Raw genomic sequence first — 18,910 nt, forward strand, 5'->3', positions numbered from 1 at the left:
AATGAACTTTCTGCAGGACAGTCTAGAGGGCTTTCTGGCCCGGGAACACCGTGTCGTCATCGTCGAAGTCACCGCCGTCAAGGGCTCCGCACCGCGCGACGAAGGCACGTTCATGCTGGTGGCGCCAACCGAAATCCACGGCACCGTCGGCGGCGGCCAGCTCGAACATATAGCGATCGAGAATGCGCGAAAGATGCTGGGCAGCGCCGGTGGCGAGGCGACGCTCGACATCCCCCTCGGCCCCGATATCGGCCAATGCTGCGGCGGGCGCGTCGAGCTCACCTTCACCTTCGCCGACGAGGCGGCGCGCGCGGCACTCGACAAGCGCGTGGCGGACGAGGAACGGCGCAAGCCGCAGGTCTGGGTGTTCGGCGCCGGCCATGTCGGCCGGGCGCTCGCCGAGGCGCTGACGCTGTTGCCGCTCAAGGTCTTCGCCGTGGAGGCGCGCGAGACCGAGCTCAACCAGCTGACCTCGGAGGTTCACCGCCGCATGGTCGCCATGCCGGAATCGCTGATTGCGGATATCCCCGCGGGTTCCGCCGTGGTGATCGTCACGCATGACCACGCCCTCGACTTCCTGATCGGACAGGAAGCGCTGAAACGCACCGACCTTGCCTATATCGGCATGGTCGGCTCGAAATCGAAGCGCGGCGCCTTCGTCCATCATCTGGAGGAGCAGGGCGTGAACCGCGCGGAGGCCGACCGGCTTGTCCTGCCGATCGGCGGCACTGATGTCGATGACAAGCGGCCGGAGGTCATCGCCGCGATGACTGCCTCGGAGGTGCTGCTCGCCTTCGCCGCCTGGCGCAACAAATCGGCTTAGCGTCCGTCGAGAAACCCGAGGTCCCGCTTCAGATGGTCGGACAACGCGTGCGGATCGAGCCTCGGGACGCGATCTCTCTTCTTCCTGCGAAAGACGAGAGAGAGCTTATACAAAAAGCCTGGCCTACGGAATTCCAGCGTGCCCATCGGCGCGTCTTCGGTGATGCATGTCATTGGGAAATCCTCGTAAATTCTTGTCCATTGCTTGCAGGGTGCGCCGAAAGGTGATGAAATTCCAATCGAACCTTTGTCTGTATGCATGAAGAGAACTTGGCCATGAAGATGTCGCGCAACTTCCCGCTGAATGCGCTCCGCGTCTTCGAGGCCGCCGCCCGGCATGCGAGCTTCACCCGCGCCGGCGACGAGCTCGGCATGACGCAGACCGCCGTCAGCTATCAGGTCAAGCTCCTGGAGGAGACGCTGGGCGAGACGCTGTTCCTGCGCCAGCCGCGGCAGGTGATGCTGAGCGAGGCCGGCGAACGGCTCGCGCCGAAGGTCGCCGAAGGGCTCGCCAAGCTCGCGGAGGCGGTGGCGGACCTGCGCGGGGCGGCGGAGCAGAAGCTGCACATCCATTCGACGCCCACCTTCGCCACGCAATGGCTGAGCCGCACGCTCGGCGATTTCCAGCTCAAGCACCCCAACATCGCCGTCAGGCTTTCCACCTCGCAGGAGGTGATCGACTTTTCCAGGGAGGAGGCGGATGTCTCGATCCGCTGGGGCAAGGGCGACTGGCCGGGCCTCGAATGCCACCGCGTCATGCGCATGGATTTCGGGCCCATGCTGAGCCCGGCGCTGGCAGAGACGATCGGCGGCGTGCATGAGCCGGCCGATCTCCTGAAACTGCCGATCATCAGCGCACCGGATATCTGGTGGCCCCTCTGGTTTTCGGCCGCCGGCATCGACAATCCGGGCCTGGAACGCTATCCCCGCAACGAACTCGGCGTACAGACGATCGACGCGCAGGTGGCGATGGCCGGCCAGGGGGTGGCGATCCTCAATCCCGGCCATTTCCGGGCGGAGGTCGCCGCCGGCCTGCTCTACCAGCCGTTCACCCTCACCTGCAACGACGGCCGCGACTACTGGCTGGCCTACCCGGAAAACCGCCGCAACATTTTGAAGATCCGCGCGTTTCGCGAGTGGATTCTGGCGACCCTGCCGACAGAGGCGTAAGGTGGCTCGCACCAAGAGCCTGGAAGTGGAGTTTTATCTTGAGCGTTGCCTTCATGAAGGAAGAGAGTGCCGAAGCCGCATCGGAAACCCAGCTGCCCGACCGGCCGATCTCGCCGCATCCGAACCTGGTGACGCCGGCCGGCCTGAAGGCGCTCGAAACGCAGCTTGCCGAAGCGCGCGCGGCCTGCGAGGCCGCGAACACCGTCGAGGACATCAATGAGCGGCGCCGGCAGACGGCGGGTCCGCTGCGCGACCTGCGCTATTTCGCCGAGCGCGTTCACACGGCGCAGGTGATGCCCGACCCGGCTTCGAGCGAGACCGTGGCCTTCGGCAGCACCGTCACCTTCAGCCGCGACGACGGCCGCACCCAGACCTACCGCATTGTCGGCGAGGACGAGGCGGACCCCAAGGCCGGCTCGATTTCCTATGTGTCGCCGGTGGCGCGCCTCCTCATGGGCAAGGCGGTCGGCGAGGTGGTGAGCGTCGGCGCGCAGGAACTGGAGATCACTGCCATATCCTGAGGCCCGTCCCTATAGGGTCCCTTCCCTCGCCCGCGAATATTGCGCAATGTGCACACTGGGAGACAGGACGGAAGGGAACGCGCACGCATGTATGAATATGCCATCGCCTGGGAATGGCTGACTTTCGCGGTCCGCTGGCTGCATGTCATCACCGCCATCGCCTGGATCGGATCGTCCTTCTATTTCATCGCGCTCGACCTCGGCCTGGTGCGGCGGCCGCATCTGCCGCCGGGGGCTTATGGCGAGGAATGGCAGGTGCACGGGGGCGGCTTCTACCATATCCAGAAATATCTCGTGGCGCCGGCCGCGATGCCGGAACACCTGACCTGGTTCAAATGGGAAAGCTACGTGACGTGGCTTTCCGGCTTCGCGCTGCTCTGTCTGGTCTATTACGGCGGCGCGGACCTCTTCCTGATCGATCGCAACGTGCTGGACGTCTCGACGCCCGTGGCGATCCTCATTTCGCTCGCTTCGCTCGGCCTCGGCTGGGTCCTTTACGACCTGCTCTGCAAGTCGCCGCTGGGGAAAAACACCTGGGGGCTGATGATCGTCCTCTACTTCATCCTCGTCGCGATGGCCTGGGGTTATACGCAGGTCTTCACCGGCCGCGCCGCCTTCCTGCATCTCGGCGCCTTCACGGCGACGATCATGTCGGCCAACGTCTTCTTCATCATCATGCCGAACCAGCGGGTCGTAGTGGCGGATCTGATCGCCGGGCGCATTCCGGACCCGAAATACGGCGTCATCGCCAAGCAGCGCTCGACGCACAACAACTACCTGACGCTGCCCGTCATCTTCTTCATGCTGTCGAACCACTATCCGCTCGCCTTCGCCACGGCCTTCAACTGGATCATCGCGGCGCTGGTCTTCCTGATGGGCGTGACGATCCGGCACTGGTTCAACACGACGCATGCGCGCAAGGGCAAGCCGACCTGGACCTGGCTCGTCACCGCCCTCCTCTTCGTGCTCATCATGTGGCTTTCCACCGTGCCGAAAGTGCTGACCGGCGAAAGTGCGGGCCTCGCGCCGTCTGCGCAACGCTTCGCCTCGAACGACCATTTCCCGGCCGTGCGCGATCTCGTCTCGACGCGCTGTTCGATGTGCCATGCGGCGGAACCCGTCTGGGAGGGGCTGCGCGCGGCACCAAAGGACGTGATCTTCGAAAGCGAATCCCAGATTGCCCTCCATGCCCGCGAGATCTATCTGCAGGCGGGCCGCAGCCACGCCATGCCGCCGGGCAATGTCACCGGCATGACGAAGGAGGAGCGCGCGCTCATCACCGCCTGGTTCGAAACCGCCGCAGAAGGAAGCTGACCGCCCATGACGAAAACCTTCATCCGCGGGCGCCTGCTCTCCTTCCTCCGCCGGCCGGACGCGATCGACGATGCGGCGAGCTATCGCTATGAGGAAGACGGCGGCCTGCTGGTCGAGGATGGCCGGATCGCAGCCGTCGGTCCCTATGCGCAAGTGCGTGCAGCGGCACCCGAGGATGCAGAGGAGATCGACCACCGCCCGCACCTCATCCTGCCCGGCCTCATCGACACGCACCTGCATTTCCCGCAGATGCAGGTGATCGGCTCCTATGCCGCCAACCTGCTGGAATGGCTGAACACCTATACGTTTCCGGAGGAATGCCGCTTCGTCGAAAGCGCGCATGCCGCCCGCATCGCCCGGCATTTCTACGACGAGATGATCCGCCACGGCACGACGACGGCGGTCGCCTATTGCTCGGTGCACAAGGCCTCCGCCGATGCCTATTTCGCCGAAGCGCTGGCGCGCGGCATGTGCATGGTCGGCGGCAAGGTGATGATGGACCGCAACGCCCCGCAGGGCCTGCTCGACACGCCGCAGATGGGTTATGACGAGACCCGTGCCGTCATCGCGGAATGGCACGGCAAGGGCCGCAACCACGTCGCCATCACCCCGCGCTTCGCCATCACCTCGACGCCGGCGCAGATGGAGATGGCGGCAGCACTTGCGCGCGAGTTCCCCGACCTGCACATCCAGACGCATCTGTCCGAAAACCACGACGAGATCCGCTTCACCAGCGAGCTCTATCCGGATGCGATCGACTATACGGATGTCTACGCGAAATACGGCCTGCTCGGACACAAGAGCCTGTTCGGCCACTGCATCCACCTGTCGGACCGCGAGGCCGATGCCATGAGCGAGGCGGGTGCCGTGGCGGTGCACTGCCCCACCTCCAACCTCTTCCTCGGCTCCGGCCTGTTCCCGCTCAAGAACCTTTCGCGGCGGGAGAAGCCGGTGCGGATCGCGGTGGCCACCGATATCGGCGGCGGTACGAGCTATTCCATGGTGAAGACGATGGACGAGGCCTACAAGATCCAGCAATTGCTCGGCGAGCGGCTGAACCCGTTCGACAGCTTCTACCACATGACGCTCGGCAATGCCGAAGCCCTGTCGCTCGCCGACCGCATCGGCACGCTGGAAGTGGGTACGGATGCCGACTTCGTGGTGCTGGATGCGGCAGCGACCCCTGCCATGGCGCTGAAGATGGAGGTCGTGCGCTCGCTCACCGACGAACTCTTCCTGCTCCAGACGATGGGCGACGACCGCGCGGTGCGCGAGACCTATGTGGCGGGTCGGCCGATGAAGGCAGGGCTCTAACTGCCGCGATAGGTCGAGTAGCTGTAAGCCGAGAGCAGCAGCGGCACGTGGTAGTGGCTCGACGGATCGGCGATGCCGAAACGCAGCGGGATGCGGTCGAGGAAGGCGGGCTCGGTGATGGCGGCACCGCTCGCGCGCAGGTAATCACCGGCGTGGAAGACCAGTTCATAGGTGCCGGCCATGAAGCCGACGCCTTCGACGAGCGGCGCATCGACCCGGCCGTCATCGTTCGTCACCGCGCTGACGATATGCTGGTGGTCCTCGTTCTCGATCCAGTAGAGGTCGATCTTCAGGCCGGCGGCCGGCTTGCCGAGTGCGGTGTCGAGGACATGGGTCGTCAAGCGGCCGGGCTTGTTCATGGTTTTCTCTCAGGGCTGTTCGATGATGAACGGGGTCTCGAAGAAGAACTCTTCCAGGTTGACGCCGCCGCCGAGGCGATCGACCACGAGGAAATCGCTCGGCGCGCCCAGCGTCATCAGCGGATGGTGCCAGACATTGCGGCGGTAGTTGACGCCCTGCCGCCCGCCGGCGCGAAAGACCTGCGGCCGGCCCGGCCTGCCGCCCTCATCCTCGGCCGCAATCACCAGCCAGGGCCGGTCGTCGATCGGCGAAAAACTCTGGCTGCCGAAGGGATGGCGCTCCATCATGTCGACGGCATAGGGGAAGGCGCGCGGGGCGCCGCGGAACAGGTTGATGATCACCTTCGCATCCTCGCCCACGGCCTCGGCTTCGGCGAGCGCGTGATAGCGCTCCGTCGTGCCGCCGTTGATATGGCGCATCGATGCAGGATCGGCCTCGATCACCGTGCCGAAAGGCGCGAAGGCCTCCCGTGTCAGCGGCTGGATGGTGAGTTTTTCAGCCATCAGACTGCCCTCCCGGGGAGAGGAAGGGCGGTCATTCGGTCATCGGGCATTGTCAATCTCCGGGGAGAGCAGCTTTCAATCTGAGGAGCGCGATGCGCTCCACCTGGGTTTTCGCGGTTTCGAATTCCTCGTCGGCCGTGTTGCCGACGCGGGCTTCGAAGGCCGCGAGAATATCGTCCTTGGTAAGCCCCTTTACCGCGATGATGAAGGGGAAACCGAATTTTTCCACATAGGCGGCGTTGAGCGCGGTGAAACGAGCGTGTTCGTCCGGGCTCAACCGGTCGAGACCGGCGCCGGCCTGCTCCTTCCGGCTGTCCTCGGTCAGCCCGCCGGCAATCGCCAGCTTGCCGGCGAGGTCCGGATGGGCTTTCAGCACGTCGAGCTGTTCGGCCGCGCTTGCCTCGCGGAAGGCGTCCGTCAACGCGGCATGCACGCCTTCCGCCGTCAGCGGTTGCGCAATGCTGCCCGCATCGAGCGTCCGCTCGGCGATGAAAGGCGAGTGCTCGAAGACGCCGCCGAAACGGGCGAGGAAATCGGCGCGGTCGATCATGCGCCCTTGCTCTTCGTGGGGTGATAATTCTCGATCCAGTGGTGCGCGATATCGATGCGGCGCGGGATCCACACCTTCTTGTGCTCCAGCACGTAGTCGACGAAGCGGGCGAGTGCCGCGACGCGGCCCGGGCGGCCGACGAGGCGGCAGTGCAGGCCGATATTGAGCATCTTCGGGCTGCCCTCCTTGCCCTCCTGGTAGAGCACGTCGAAGGCGTCCTTCAGGTAGTTGAAGAACTGGTCGCCCGCGTTGAAACCCTGCGGCGTCGCAAAACGCATGTCGTTCGTATCGAGCGTATAGGGGATGATGAGGAAGGGCTGGCCGTCGAGGCCCGGAACGAAGTAAGGCAGATCGTCGGCATAGGAATCCGAGGAATAGACGAAACCGCCCTCCTCCATGACGAGGCGCAGCGTGTTGGACGACGGCTTGCCCTGGTACATGCCGAGCGGGTGGGAGCCGGTCAGTTCCTTGTGCAGGCGCACCGCTTCGAGAATGTGCTCGCGCTCCTTCTCCTCGGAAAAATCCTTGTATTCCAGCCAGCGATAGCCATGGCTGGCGATTTCCCAATCGGCTTCCTTCATGGCCGCGACCGCGTCCGGGTTGCGCGCCATGGCGAGCGTCACGCCGTAGACTGTGACGGGCACGCTGCGGCTGGTGAACAGACGCTGCAGCCGCCAGAAACCGGCGCGCGAGCCATATTCGTAGATCGATTCCATGTTGAGGTTGCGCTGGCCCGGCCAGGGCTGCGCGCCGACGATTTCCGAGAGCAGGGATTCCGACGCCGGATCATCGTCGAGGATGCAGCTTTCGCCGCCCTCTTCGTAATTCACCACGAACTGCACGGCGATGCGTGCGTCGCCCGGCCAGCGCACCTTGGGCAGGTTGCGGCCGTAGCCGATGAGGTCGCGCGCGTAAGTCTTCTCGGTCATTCTGTCACCTCGGGAATGGGCATTGAGGAACCAATACCGCCTTGCGCCGTTTCCTGTCCATCACAACCAAGGAGAAACACCTATGGCCATGCAGGACGCAAACATTCGCGAAACCCAGGACCTGATTTCCAGCGACAAGGTGGAAGGCACCAGTGTCTACGGCGCCGACGGCAAGCATATCGGCTCGGTGGAACGCCTGATCCTCGACAAGCGCAGCGGGCATGTCTCCTATGCCGTGCTCAGCTTCGGCGGCTTCCTGGGCATCGGTCACGATCACTATCCGCTACCCTGGGGCAAGCTCAACTATGACGAAGGCCTCGGCGGCTACCGCGTCGATGTGACGAAGGAACAGGTCGAAAAGGCGCCGCACTATGAAAGCGACGCGGAATACGACTGGAACCGCCGCAACGGCAAGGTGATCAGCGACTATTACGGCGTGCCGCCGTACTGGATGTAAAAAGGCGGACTAATCCCGTCCGGCCTCCTCCAGATGGGCTGCGACGGTGAACGAGGGCGGTACGTCAAGCGTGCCGCCCTTGATTTCGTTGAGGACCTGGCGCGCCAGCGCATGCGCCATGCCGAAACTCACCTTGAAGCCGCCGGTCATCAGGCTGACATTCGCATGATCCGGATGCCGGCCGACCATCGGCTCCCGGCCGATCGCCTTGGGGCGCAGACCCGCCCAGCGCTCGACGACAGGCGCCTCCGCCAGAACCGGCGCCATGCGCCGCGCCTTGTCGATGAGGGTATCGAGAAGGCCGTCGGTTGCCAGCGGATCGGTAAAGCTGTTTTCGCTGGTGCTGCCGATGGCGACGAGGCCGTTTTCATGCGGCACGATATAGAGACCGTCTGCAAAAATCACCGGAAGCGCCGGGTCGACCGGGGCCTTCAGCAGCGCCGCCTGCCCTTTGACCGCGGCACCGACCGGCTTGGTGAGCGGCGGGTTGAGGGGCGCAAGCAAGCCGAAGGTCTCGACGCCGGCCGCCAGAGCGCAATGGCCGAAGCGCAGGCTGGTGCCGTCATCGAAGCGGGCGAGACCGGCAGCGGGCTCGATCGTTTCAACGCCGACGCCCTCGGCAATCGTGACATTCGGCAGGCGTTCGAGCGCCGCACGCAAGGCCGCCAGCAGGCTTCGCGGCGCAAGGCGGGCGGCGAGGTGATCGTGCACGAGCCCGTGCGCCATCGCCGCCTCGGCGGGCCAGCCGGTAACGTGGGCAGCGTCCAGAACCTCGAAAGAGAAAGCGCGGTCGGGGGTGTTCCAGACCGAAAGCGCATCCCGCGCATGGCCGAGCGCGATGTCGCGATTGTGCGGCTTCGGAAGCGGAATGAGGCGGCCGGAGCGGCGGTAGCCGGTGGAAAAACCCGTCTCCGCTTCGAGATCGGCAATCTCCGCTTCGAGCGAGATCAGGGCGGCGAGTTGAAAGGCCTTCTTGGCGTTCCAGCGGTCCGGCAGGTGCGGCATCAGCGCGCCGAGCACGCCACCGCTGGCACCCGCACCGATCATGCGGCGTTCGACGAGGCGCACGGAAAACCCGTCGCGGGCGGCGAAAAGCGCTGTCCACAGGCCCATGATCCCGCCGCCGACGACGAGCAGGTCCACGCCCGGTTGACCGGCGGCCTTCACGCGACTATCGGCATCCGTCATGGCTGAGCACGATCCTGAAAACGTCCCGCAAAACGAAGCGGTCCTCGACTGGCACGAGGGCGATATGCCCTATTCCCGGGCCTTTGACGACCACTTTTATTGCCGCAGCGACGGCCGGCTGGAATGCGGCCACGTCTTCCTCGCCGGCAACGACCTGCCGCACCGTTGGCAAAGCGAAAAACCGTTCCGCATCGCCGAGCTCGGCTTCGGCACCGGCCTCAATCTCTGCGAGACCTGGCGGCAATGGCGGGACACGGCACCGGACGGCGCGAGCCTCTCCTTCACCTCCTTCGAGCGTTTCCCGATGGCGCGCGCCGATATCGACCGGGCACTCTCGCACTGGCCGGAGATCGACCGCGAGCGCGCCATCCTCACCGAAAACTGGCCGGAAACACCGGCCGGCCGCGTCGAAATCGATCTGGAACCCCATGTCCACCTCACCCTCGTCTGCGGCGCGGCCCTCGGAAGCCTCAGCCGGGAGGAGATGCCCTTCGACGCCTGGTATCTCGATGGTTTCGCGCCGTCGCGCAATCCGGACATGTGGTCAGCCGAGCTGATGGCGGAGGTTTTTCGCCTGACCGCGCCGGGCGGGCGTTTCGCGACCTATGCGGCTGCGGGTTTCGTGCGGCGCAACCTGGCGGCCGCCGGTTTCGCCGTGGAGCGCCGTCCGGGTTTTGCCGGCAAACGCGAAATGCTCTGCGGGGAGAAGCCGGCGGCCTGAAGCCTCAGTGCAGGGTGCCGGTCGCGGCCTGCGTCTTGCCGCGCTTCAGCCAGCGGTCGAGCTTTTCTTCGAGCTTCTCGATGCTGATCGGCTTCGCCAGATAGTCGTCCATGCCGGCGGCAAGGCATTCTTCACGGTCGCCATCGAGCACATGGGCGGTAACGGCGACGATCGGCACGCGATGGCCGCTGCCGCTTTCGATCTCGCGGATCGCCCGGCTCGCCTGCAACCCGTTCATGACCGGCATGGAAATATCCATCAGGATCATGCGGGGGCGGACGGCGCGAAAGACCGCGACGGCCTCTTCGCCATTGCCGACAAGCCGGAACTTCAGGCCCGAGGCGAGCAGCATCTGCGTGAAGAGGATCTGGTTGACCTCGTTGTCCTCGGCGACGAGCACGTCCAGCACTTCGCCCTCCGCTGCGACGGGAGCGGGCGGAGCCACAAGGGGGCGGAGCGGCAGGACCTTGCCCTCGGGCGCGGCTGCGGCCGGCCGGACGCCGCGCGTCGCGCGCAGCACTTCCGAGACCGTCTCGCGCAACAGGTCGGCGCGGGCCGGCTTCATGAGATGGGCCTGGATATCCTGCGAAGACAGGAGCCTGTCCTCCGATGAAAGGTTCATGGAGGTGAGCACGATCACGGAGACATCGGCCGTCGCAGGGCTTTCCCTGAGCGCGCGGATGAAATCGGGCGCGTGGTCCGGCTGGTAATCCAGTAGGATCGCATCCACCGAAAGGCCCATGCCGGTCGCAGCCGCAAGCACCGCGAGCGCCTCGGTCTCGGAGGCGACGGCGGTCGCATCGAAACCCCAGTCGAGCAGCATGTCGTGCGAGGCCTTGCGGGACAGATCGTGCGCATCGACGACGAGGATGCGCGCGTCCGGCGTTTTCGCCGGCACGATGCGCGCCGGCAGCGAGGCGACCGCGAGCGTCATCGGCAGGCGCGCGGTGAAGACGGAGCCCTTGCCGACCTCGCTCATCGCCTCCAGCGTGCCGCCGAAAAGCCGTGTCAGGCCGTCGGTGATGGCAAGCCCGAGGCCGGTGCCCTCGTGGCGGCGTGTCGAGGAGGCATCCACCTGCGAGAACTTTTCGAAGATCGATTCCATCTTCTCGGTCGGGATGCCTGCACCAGTATCCTCGACGCGGATGACGATCTCGATGCCGCCGTCGGCCTTCGTGTTGCACGCGAGGTCGATCAGCACATGGCCGCGATCGGTGAACTTGACTGCATTGCCGACGAGATTGGTGACGATCTGGCGGAAGCGACCGGCATCCCCCATCACGGCGGCCGGCATGTTGGCCGCACCGCGCACGACGAGCTCGATATCCTTCTCCGCGGCCTTGGCCGAAAGCAGCGTCGCCACGTCCTCGATCGCCTCGACCGGGTTGAAGGCGACATCGCGCAGCGTCATCTGGCCGGCATCGATCTTCGAAAAATCGAGGATGTCGTTGATGATGGTCAAAAGCGCATTGCCGGACTTCACCATGATGTCGATGAAGGTTTTCTGCCGCGTATCGAGATTGGACTTGGCGAGCAGTTCCGCCATGCCGAGCACGCCGTTCATCGGCGTGCGGATTTCATGGCTCATATTGGCCAGGAATTCCGACTTTGCCTTGTCGGCGGTCTCGGCGCGGGTGACGAGCTGGCGCAGCTCCTCCTCGCGGCTCTTGAGGTCGGTAATATCGGAGAACACCATGACGGAGCGACCGCGGCCCGTCGGAGTGACATCGAGGCGCAGCCAGCGCTGGTAGCCGCTGAACACCGTCAGCGAGGCCGGCTTGCCGGTGAAGAGGATGGTTCGGAACTTGCTCGCATCGACCGGCTCCTCGCCAACAAAGCCGGCGATCTTGCGGTCGATGCAGCTTTGCAGCACGTCCTTGACCAGCGCACCGGGCTGCAACAGTTCGCGCGGCATGGCGATCATCGTGGCAAGCGCTTCGTTCGAGAGCACGACCCGGTCGTCCTCGATGATCAGCAGGCCCTGGCTCATGGAGGAGACGGCATCCTTGACGAGGCTGCCGACCTCTTCCAGCGCGCTGCGGGTTTCCAGCACCTCGCGTTCGCGCTCGCGCCGCTCGGTGATGTCGATATAGGTGAGCAGGCAGCGGCCGCCGGAAATCGCACAGCCCGCCTCGATCACAGTGCGGCCGTTGGCATAGGCGACCTCGCGCACCGGCATCTCGCCGGAGCGGATGCCGGAAAGGCACTGTTCGTAGCCCTGGTCGCAATCGCCGTCCTCGCAGGTGCCGCCCTGCGCCTGCTGGAAGCGCAGGAGCACGCCGAGCGCCTCGCCCCTGATCGGCGGCAGCGCGCCATCCCACAGGTCTTCGAAAGCGCCGTTCACCAGTTCGATGATGCCGGTCTCGTCGACCACGACGATGCCGACGGGAAGCGAGGCGACGATGCTTTCGAGGTCGGAGCGCGCCGCCTCCGCCGCGCGCTGCGCCTCGATGAGCTGGTCTTCGCGCTTCTTCAGCACCGTCGTGTCGGTGATCGAGCCGATCAGGTAGCTCTTCTCGTCAAGCGTCGTGACGCGGTAGAGCCTGGAGATCGTCGGGAGGGTGGAGCCGTCCGGGCGCACATAGTCGATCTCGGATTCGACGAGTTCGCCGGTATCGAGCACGAACTGGTTCTGCTCGTGGAATTCCTGCCCCTGTTCGGGGTACATTTCGAGCGTCGTCAGGCCGAGCAGCTGCTCCGGCTGCTTGCCGGTCATCTCGACATAGGCTCGGTTGGCGAAGATCATGCGCTGGCTCTCGTCGCGCATGAAGCTTGCGACCGGCAGCTCGTCGAGCAGCGCCCGGTAGAGGCTGATCTCCTGCGAATGCTGCTTCAGCCGCCCTTCGCTCTCCTTGAGCGCCGTCACGTCCAGCCGCAGTGCCACGAGTGCGCCATCCGGTCGGCGCTGCGTGACGAGACGCATCCAGCCGCCCGCAAGACGCGCAACGGATTCGTAGACCGGCAGGTCGTAGCTCGCGAGCCGCGCGGCAACCCAGCGCTCGCGCTCCGCCGCGGGCGTGCGCCCCACTTCTATATCGTGCAGCGCCTCCGTGAGCGTCGTCAGGCTCACCGGCCCATCCGCAAGCTCGCCGACCAGCACCCGATAGAATTCCCGCATGCTGCGGTTCGCATAGCTCAGCCGGTTGTCGGCATCGAACACGGCGACGCCCGCGCCGAGCGCATCGAGCGCGCCCTGGACATGATCGGATGGGCTGTCCTGCCCGTCATCGTCGTAAGCGTTCGACGGCCGCACGGCATCGGCGTTCGCATTGGCGGCGGCGCGCAGCGTCGTGGCCAGCGCCTCGATCGAGGGCGTGAAGAGGCCGACGAGGATCGACAGCGTGGGAGAGATGCGTTCGCGTTTCAGCGCGATCTCGAAGCTGCCGCCGCCGAAGGGGTGGATGTAGCGCGCGCGTTCGGGATTGCCGAAAATCAGGCAGCGGCGTTCCGGATCGTCCCGGTCGCCGTGGCCGAGCGCTTCGCCGATCTCGTCGCTGCGAAGGCCGATCATCTCCGCGGCTGTATGGCCGAACAGGCGGGCATAGGCGTCGTTCACCGCCAGGTAGCGCAACTCGCTGCTTTTGACGTAAGCCGGATGCGGGTGTTCGCGAACGCGCTCACAGGCCGCCACCAGCAATTCGTCTTGAGATTCAGCCACGCCAAGCGCTCCCCGAAGCGGGACGGAGGGAGAGATTCATACCCCTTGGGGAGTACCAGCAATCCTTGAACGGATGGTTAACCGTTCGTTGCCGGAAATCACTCATGGCGGCTGCGAGCGCCCTCTTATCCAAGAGAGCATTTCCCTGTCGCAAATGACGGGGGCATCGCGCGGCGGGATATGCGACAAGGAGAAAAGACAAACCAGACCGGGGTTCTCTTGCACATGGGCGACGTGATCAAACTCGAAAATCACCTCGAACAACCGGAGGCCGAGGCCGCCGAAACACCCGTCGAACGCCGGCGCCGAAGCGGCGGGCGGGGTGCCGAGCGCAGCCGGCGCGCACCGGCCAGCTCGAAATATCTCAATCTCGTCAACACGACCGCCAAGTCCACCGTGCTGTCCGAGGATGCGCTGGAGGCCGTGCACCAGGCCTCGCTGACCATCCTCGAAGAGATCGGCATGGACGTCATCCTGCCGGAGGCCCGCGAGCGCATGAAGGCGGCGGGCGCAGACGTGACTTCGGGCACAGACCGCGTGCGCTTCGACCGCGGGCTCATCCTCGACATGATGGCGAGTGTGCCGCCGGCCTTCACGCTGCATGCCCGCAACCCGATCCGCAATGTCGAGATCGGCGGCAACAACCTGGTCTTCGCGCAGATCGCCTCCGCCCCCTTCGTCGCCGATCGCGACGGCGGCAGGCGGGCCGGCAACCAGGAGGATTTCCGCAAGCTGGTGAAGCTCGCGCAATCCTACGACATCATCCACACGACGGGCGGCTATCCCGTCGAGCCGATCGACATCCACGCCTCGATCCGCCATCTCGATTGCCTGTCGGACATGGTGAAGCTGACCGACAAGGCCTTCCACGTCTATTCGCTGGGCAAGCAGCGCAACCTCGACGGCATCGAGATTGCCCGCATCGGCCGCGGCATTTCGATGGAGCAGATGGAGCGGGAACCCTCGCTGTTCACCATCATCAACACTTCCTCGCCGCTGCGTCTCGACGGGCCGATGTTGCAGGGCATCATCGAAATGTCCTCGCGCAACCAGGTCGTGGTGGTGACGCCGTTCACGCTTGCTGGCGCCATGGCGCCGGTGACGATCGCGGGCGCGGTGGTGCAGCAGAATGCGGAAGCGCTGGCCGGCATCGCCTTCACCCAGATGGTGCGCCGCGGGGCGCCGGTCATGTATGGCGGCTTCACCTCGAATGTCGACATGAAGACGGGCGCGCCGGCCTTCGGCACGCCGGAATATATGAAGGCAGTGGTGGCCGGTGGCCAGCTCGCCCGCAAATACAACATCCCCTACCGCACCTCGAACACCAATGCCTCCAACACGCTCGATGCGCAGGCGGCCTATGAATCCGCCTTCTCGCTCTGGGCACTGACGCAGGGCGGCGGCAATTTCATCATGCATTCGGCGGGCTGGAGTGAGGGCGGCCTGACGGCCTCCTTCGAAAAATTCATCCTCGATGTCGACATGCTGCAGATGGTTGCGGAATATCTCCAGCCGCTCGATGTCAGCGACGATGCACTCGGCCTCGATGCCGTGCGCGATGTCGGCCCCGGCGGGCATTTCTTCGGCACGCCGCACACGCTGGCGCGCTACGAGACCGCCTTCTACGCGCCGATCCTTTCGGACTGGCGCAATTTCGAGACCTGGACGGAAGCCGGCCGGCCGACCACCTACGACCATGCCAACCGGGTCTTCAAGGAAAAGCTCAACACCTATGAACGGCCGCCGCTCGACCCGGCGATCGAGGACGAACTGGATGCCTTCGTCGCAAAGCGCAAGGAAGAGGGCGGCGTTCCGACCGACTTTTAAGCGTCGAACATGATGGAGCGGACGGAGGAGATCAGTTTCTCCGTCGGTAGGTTGGAAAAGTTCTTGTCGATCTCGGCCATGGTCAGCGTGCGGGATTTATCCGAGAGCTTGTTGCGGAGATCCCCCAGCGTCTGCGGTGCTGCGCAAACCACCAGTCGGTCGAAGGCGCCCTCGGCGGCGTAGTCGTCGATACGGCCGGCGACTTCAGCGGTGAATTTCTGCTGTTCCTCCCGCACCGGATCGCTCGAATATTCCATGGCGGAGCGGCCGTGGCCGACGGAGGAATGGCTGCGACCGGGCTTGTCGGTCATGATGTCCTGCGCCTTCTTCGGTTCAGAGCGATAAATTTCCTGCTCCGGGCTCTGTTGGCCATCCTTCAACAGGTTCACCCCCTTGAGCAGGCGGGCCTGGTTGCCATCGGCGGCGAGAATCCAAGTCGTAGCGGTCATGTTTCACTCCCGTAGCGCGGTTCATGGATAGGCAGACGAATCTGCTTAGAGAAGCATCCAGCGAGATCGTGGCCAGGATGCGCAGGGACCCAACGCAAGAGGTCGGCCGCATGTTCCGGGTGGCGCGCGACACGAAGCTGTTGGAAAGGCGAAGGCACCCCTATCGCCATGCTGCAAAGGCTGGCTAGGGTGCCCCGAAACGACAGGAGAAGACCGTGGCCGAACCGCTGAAGAACCTGCTGCATCCCGGCTTGGTGACGGACATGGCGGGGCATATTTCCAGCCACGCACCGGATTTCGACGCCGCCCGCTTCACCCGTCTCGCAACGGACGGCATGGCGGCGCTGGAGCTGATGCAGCGCGCGGAGCGGATCAAGGATGCGCTCGCTGAAACGCTGCCTGCCGACTATGCCGCCGCAGCGGACATCTTGCGCAAGGCCCTGCCGGAAAATGGCAATCCAGGCCTGACCGGCTGGGCGCTCCTTCCGGTCAACCAGTTCGTCTCCCAGCACGGTCTCCAGCATTTCGAGCTGTCGCTCGCGCTCCTTAAGGCGCTGACGCCGCATTTCACCGCGGAGTTCGGCATCCGCCGCTTCATCCACGCCGAGCAGGACCGGGCGCTCGCCGAAATCTCCGGCTGGGTGACGGATGCCAACCACCATGTCCGCCGGCTTGCCAGCGAAGGCACCCGCCCGCGCCTGCCCTGGGCGATGCGCCTGCCCGCACTCGTCAAGGACCCGCAGCCGATCCTGCCGATCCTCGTCGCCCTGCTGGACGATCCGGAAGACTATGTGCGCCGCTCAGTCGCCAACAGCCTCAACGACATCGCCAAGGATCACCCGGTCCTCGTCACCGATTTCGTCGAGCGGCACATCGCGGGCGCCTCGGCCGAGCGGCGGCAATTGCTGCGCCACGCCTCGCGCACCCTGCTCAAGAGGGGCGATGCGAAGGCGCTCGCCAATTTCGGCTTCGCAGCCGCCAAGGGCATAGCGGCCACGCTGACGCTCGCCACACCGGTCGTCGACTTCGGCGACAAGCTCGGCTTCTCCATCGTCGTGACCAACGCCGAGACCGCGCCCCAACGGCTGATGATCGACTACGCGATCCACCATGTGAAGGCGAACGGCACGCTGGCGCCGAAGGTCTTCAAGTGGAAACAGCTCGACCTGCCGGCCGGCGCCAGCCAGGCGATCGCCAAGGACCACGCGATCCGGGCGATCACCACCAGGCGCTACTACCCCGGCGCGCACCGTATCGAGATCCTGATCAACGGCGCGATCTGCGCCTCTGCCGACTTCGATCTCCGCATGGAATGAGGCCGGTCTTTTCGCACCTGCGAAAAACTAGGGCTTGACTTTCCGACGCAAAACAACGACATGAGCCCCAGCGTCGCCCTTCGGCCGCCGCGTGAGCGAGCCAAAGATGTCCCGATATCGGGATGCTGAGAAGGACTAGCGCAAGAGAACGATCCGCCTCCCATTTGCGGATGCCTGCGCAGACGACTACCCAACCAACCCACAAGTTCCCAATTCACGCGGGGTTCTTGACGCCAGACGAAACCGGAAGCGCATGGTGCGATTCCGGTCCAAAGCAGTTCGAGCAAAAGTGTGACGCGGTTTGCGTCCCGAACTGCCTATGGAAAAGTCGTTTGGCGCCCCGAAAGGTATTTGACTTGACCACTTTCCACGACCTCGGCCTCTCGAAGACCATCGTCGACACGCTCACCACGCTCGGTTTTGAAAAAGCAACGCCGATCCAGGAAAAGGCCATCCCGCTCGTCATGGAAGGCTCGGACCTGATCGGCCTCGCCCAGACCGGCACCGGCAAGACGGCCGCCTTCGGCCTGCCGATGATCGAAAAGCTCCTCGCCGACACCCGCCGTCCCGACCCGCGCAACATCCGCGCGCTCATCCTCGCGCCGACCCGCGAACTGGTGAACCAGATCGCCGACAACCTGCGCGACTTTGTGAAGAAGACCCCGCTGCGCGTCGTCACCGTCGTCGGCGGCGCTTCCATCAACAAGCAGTCGGAGATGCTCTCGCGCGGCACCGACATCCTCGTCGCCACGCCCGGCCGCCTGCTCGACCTCGTCAACCGCAAGGCCGTGACGCTGACCCAGGCCCGCTACCTCGTGCTCGACGAAGCCGACCAGATGCTCGACCTCGGCTTCATCCACGATCTGCGCAAGATCTCCAAGATGGTGCCGAAGAACCGCCAGACGCTGCTCTTCTCGGCCACCATGCCGAAGCTGATCGGCGAACTTGCCGGCGAATATCTCGTCAACCCGAAGAAGGTCGAAGTCACGCCCCCCGGCAAGGCTGCCGACAAGGTGGAACAGTATGTCCACCACGTTCCGGGCAAGGACCAGAAGGCGCAGATCCTGCGCAAGACGCTCACCGACAATCCGGATGGCCTGTCGCTCGTCTTCTCGCGCACCAAGCATGGCGCCGAGAAGCTGATGAAGCATCTCGACCATATCGGCTTCAAGGCCGCCTCCATCCACGGCAACAAGAGCCAGGGCCAGCGCGAGCGCGCCCTCAAGGCCTTCCGTGACGGCGAAATCCGCGTGCTGGTCGCCACCGACGTCGCCGCCCGCGGCATCGACATTCCCGGCGTCACCCACGTCTACAACTACGATCTGCCGGAAGTGCCGGACGCCTATGTCCACCGGATCGGCCGCACGGCCCGCAACGGCCGCGACGGCATCGCCATCGCCTTCTGCACGCCGGACGAAGCGCACCTGCTGCGCGATATCGAAAAGCTGATGGGCATCCAGATCACCGTCGCAAGCGGTGAAGCGCCTGCCGTCATCACCGCCGGTCCCGGCGGCAAGTCGCGCAAGCCCCGCTCGGGCAGCGGCCACCGTGCCAGCCAGGGTCGCGCAGGCCAGCGTCCGGCGCGCAAGCCGTTCGGCGAAGGTGCGCAGGCCGATGGCGGCGCACCGGCAGCCGGCAAGCGCGCGCATGGCAATCGCCCGCCGCAGAAGCAGGGCGAACGCCAGAACCGCAACCACGGCGCCGGCAACGGCCAGGGCCGCCCGAACCAGAGCGGCAAGCCGCGCCGTTCGGAAGGCCAGCGCCGCGAACAGGCGTAAACATGTATTTCTGAAATGAGGAAACGGCGGGCT

General features: G+C 64.9%; 17 protein-coding genes. 10 read left to right on the forward strand and 7 right to left on the reverse strand.

Annotated elements, in window-relative coordinates; all coding sequences use genetic code 11:
* Nucleotide 1 precedes the first annotated feature (1 nt).
* The 5 genes from xdhC (at nt 2) to guaD (ending at nt 5,141) form a co-directional block, all read left to right on the forward strand.
* On the forward strand, nt 2-823 hold the full coding sequence (xdhC, locus tag GB927_RS13900; protein WP_256117625.1) for a xanthine dehydrogenase accessory protein XdhC: 822 nt from the start codon (nt 2-4) through the stop codon (nt 821-823).
* Nucleotides 824-1,098: 275 nt separating this feature from the next.
* Nucleotides 1,099-1,992, forward strand: a complete 894-nt coding sequence (locus GB927_RS13905) for a LysR substrate-binding domain-containing protein (protein WP_256117627.1) — start codon at nt 1,099-1,101, stop codon at nt 1,990-1,992.
* A 38-nt stretch (nt 1,993-2,030) separates the two neighbouring features.
* The gene (greA, locus tag GB927_RS13910; protein WP_256117632.1) at nt 2,031-2,513 is read left to right on the forward strand and encodes a transcription elongation factor GreA; all 483 of its coding nucleotides are present in this window, start codon (nt 2,031-2,033) and stop codon (nt 2,511-2,513) included.
* Nucleotides 2,514-2,600: 87 nt separating this feature from the next.
* Complete coding sequence (puuD, locus tag GB927_RS13915) at nt 2,601-3,827, forward strand: urate hydroxylase PuuD (RefSeq protein WP_256117633.1); 1,227 nt, start codon at nt 2,601-2,603, stop codon at nt 3,825-3,827.
* A gap of 6 nt (nt 3,828-3,833) precedes the next feature.
* A complete protein-coding gene (gene guaD / locus GB927_RS13920; RefSeq protein WP_256117635.1) occupies nt 3,834-5,141 on the forward strand; it encodes a guanine deaminase in 1,308 nt (435 codons plus the stop codon).
* On the opposite strand, the gene uraH is transcribed toward guaD, so the two are convergent.
* The 4 genes from uraH to puuE are packed head-to-tail and all read right to left on the reverse strand — an operon-like array spanning nt 5,138 to nt 7,483.
* A complete protein-coding gene (uraH, locus tag GB927_RS13925) occupies nt 5,138-5,500 on the reverse strand; it encodes a hydroxyisourate hydrolase (protein WP_256117636.1) in 363 nt (120 codons plus the stop codon). The genes guaD and uraH overlap by 4 nt on opposite strands.
* Before the next feature lie 9 nt (nt 5,501-5,509).
* Nucleotides 5,510-6,004 (reverse strand): ureidoglycolate lyase, encoded by a 495-nt coding sequence (locus GB927_RS13930; protein ID WP_256117637.1) that lies wholly within the window; start codon nt 6,002-6,004, stop codon nt 5,510-5,512.
* Nucleotides 6,005-6,056: 52 nt separating this feature from the next.
* Entirely contained in the window at nt 6,057-6,554 is a 498-nt protein-coding gene (gene uraD / locus GB927_RS13935) for a 2-oxo-4-hydroxy-4-carboxy-5-ureidoimidazoline decarboxylase (RefSeq protein WP_256117639.1), read from the reverse strand.
* Entirely contained in the window at nt 6,551-7,483 is a 933-nt protein-coding gene (gene puuE / locus GB927_RS13940) for an allantoinase PuuE (protein WP_256117641.1), read from the reverse strand. The genes uraD and puuE overlap by 4 nt, the downstream gene beginning before the upstream one ends.
* A gap of 82 nt (nt 7,484-7,565) precedes the next feature.
* Here puuE and GB927_RS13945 point away from each other — a divergent pair, with 82 nt between their 5' ends.
* Nucleotides 7,566-7,940: a PRC-barrel domain-containing protein gene (locus GB927_RS13945; RefSeq protein WP_256117643.1), complete on the forward strand. Its 375-nt coding sequence runs from the start codon at nt 7,566-7,568 to the stop codon at nt 7,938-7,940.
* A 9-nt stretch (nt 7,941-7,949) separates the two neighbouring features.
* Here the strand turns inward: GB927_RS13945 and GB927_RS13950 are convergent, their stop codons facing one another.
* The gene (locus tag GB927_RS13950; RefSeq protein ID WP_256117644.1) at nt 7,950-9,128 is read right to left on the reverse strand and encodes an NAD(P)/FAD-dependent oxidoreductase; all 1,179 of its coding nucleotides are present in this window, start codon (nt 9,126-9,128) and stop codon (nt 7,950-7,952) included.
* On the opposite strand from GB927_RS13950, the gene mnmC2 reads away from it, so the two are divergent.
* A complete protein-coding gene (gene mnmC2 / locus GB927_RS13955; RefSeq protein ID WP_256117646.1) occupies nt 9,127-9,849 on the forward strand; it encodes a tRNA (5-methylaminomethyl-2-thiouridine)(34)-methyltransferase MnmC2 in 723 nt (240 codons plus the stop codon). The two genes, GB927_RS13950 and mnmC2, sit on opposite strands and share 2 nt — an antisense overlap.
* 4 nt (nt 9,850-9,853) lie before the next feature.
* Here the strand turns inward: mnmC2 and GB927_RS13960 are convergent, their stop codons facing one another.
* Entirely contained in the window at nt 9,854-13,507 is a 3,654-nt protein-coding gene (locus tag GB927_RS13960; protein WP_256117647.1) for a PAS-domain containing protein, read from the reverse strand.
* Nucleotides 13,508-13,732: 225 nt separating this feature from the next.
* On the opposite strand from GB927_RS13960, the gene GB927_RS13965 reads away from it, so the two are divergent.
* On the forward strand, nt 13,733-15,334 hold the full coding sequence (locus tag GB927_RS13965) for a trimethylamine methyltransferase family protein (RefSeq protein ID WP_256117648.1): 1,602 nt from the start codon (nt 13,733-13,735) through the stop codon (nt 15,332-15,334).
* Here the strand turns inward: GB927_RS13965 and GB927_RS13970 are convergent.
* Nucleotides 15,331-15,783 (reverse strand): host attachment protein, encoded by a 453-nt coding sequence (locus GB927_RS13970; protein ID WP_256117652.1) that lies wholly within the window; start codon nt 15,781-15,783, stop codon nt 15,331-15,333. The two genes, GB927_RS13965 and GB927_RS13970, sit on opposite strands and share 4 nt — an antisense overlap.
* A 215-nt stretch (nt 15,784-15,998) precedes the next feature.
* Between GB927_RS13970 and GB927_RS13975 the strand changes: the two genes are divergently transcribed.
* Together GB927_RS13975 and GB927_RS13980 are read left to right on the forward strand one after the other, a co-directional pair.
* Nucleotides 15,999-17,099, forward strand: a complete 1,101-nt coding sequence (locus GB927_RS13975) for a DNA alkylation repair protein (protein WP_256117655.1) — start codon at nt 15,999-16,001, stop codon at nt 17,097-17,099.
* A gap of 356 nt (nt 17,100-17,455) precedes the next feature.
* A complete protein-coding gene (locus tag GB927_RS13980; protein WP_256117656.1) occupies nt 17,456-18,877 on the forward strand; it encodes a DEAD/DEAH box helicase in 1,422 nt (473 codons plus the stop codon).
* Nucleotides 18,878-18,910 lie beyond the last annotated feature (33 nt).

Source organism: Shinella lacus (assembly GCF_010994755.1).
GTDB classification, from domain to species: domain Bacteria; phylum Pseudomonadota; class Alphaproteobacteria; order Rhizobiales; family Rhizobiaceae; genus Shinella; species Shinella lacus.

Excerpts from the sequence above, each read along its gene's own strand:
- GB927_RS13950 (WP_256117644.1), bottom strand. The coding sequence starts at position 9,128 with ATGACGGATGCCGATAGTCGCGTGAAGGCCGCCGGTCAACCGGGCGTG.
- GB927_RS13945 (WP_256117643.1), top strand. The coding sequence starts at position 7,566 with ATGGCCATGCAGGACGCAAACATTCGCGAAACCCAGGACCTGATTTCC.
- GB927_RS13965 (WP_256117648.1), top strand. The coding sequence starts at position 13,733 with ATGGGCGACGTGATCAAACTCGAAAATCACCTCGAACAACCGGAGGCC.
- mnmC2 (WP_256117646.1), top strand. The coding sequence starts at position 9,127 with ATGGCTGAGCACGATCCTGAAAACGTCCCGCAAAACGAAGCGGTCCTC.
- puuD (WP_256117633.1), top strand. The coding sequence starts at position 2,601 with ATGTATGAATATGCCATCGCCTGGGAATGGCTGACTTTCGCGGTCCGC.
- GB927_RS13905 (WP_256117627.1), top strand. The coding sequence starts at position 1,099 with ATGAAGATGTCGCGCAACTTCCCGCTGAATGCGCTCCGCGTCTTCGAG.
- GB927_RS13970 (WP_256117652.1), bottom strand. The coding sequence starts at position 15,783 with ATGACCGCTACGACTTGGATTCTCGCCGCCGATGGCAACCAGGCCCGC.
- puuE (WP_256117641.1), bottom strand. The coding sequence starts at position 7,483 with ATGACCGAGAAGACTTACGCGCGCGACCTCATCGGCTACGGCCGCAAC.
- guaD (WP_256117635.1), top strand. The coding sequence starts at position 3,834 with ATGACGAAAACCTTCATCCGCGGGCGCCTGCTCTCCTTCCTCCGCCGG.
- xdhC (WP_256117625.1), top strand. The coding sequence starts at position 2 with ATGAACTTTCTGCAGGACAGTCTAGAGGGCTTTCTGGCCCGGGAACAC.
- GB927_RS13930 (WP_256117637.1), bottom strand. The coding sequence starts at position 6,004 with ATGGCTGAAAAACTCACCATCCAGCCGCTGACACGGGAGGCCTTCGCG.
- uraH (WP_256117636.1), bottom strand. The coding sequence starts at position 5,500 with ATGAACAAGCCCGGCCGCTTGACGACCCATGTCCTCGACACCGCACTC.
- uraD (WP_256117639.1), bottom strand. The coding sequence starts at position 6,554 with ATGATCGACCGCGCCGATTTCCTCGCCCGTTTCGGCGGCGTCTTCGAG.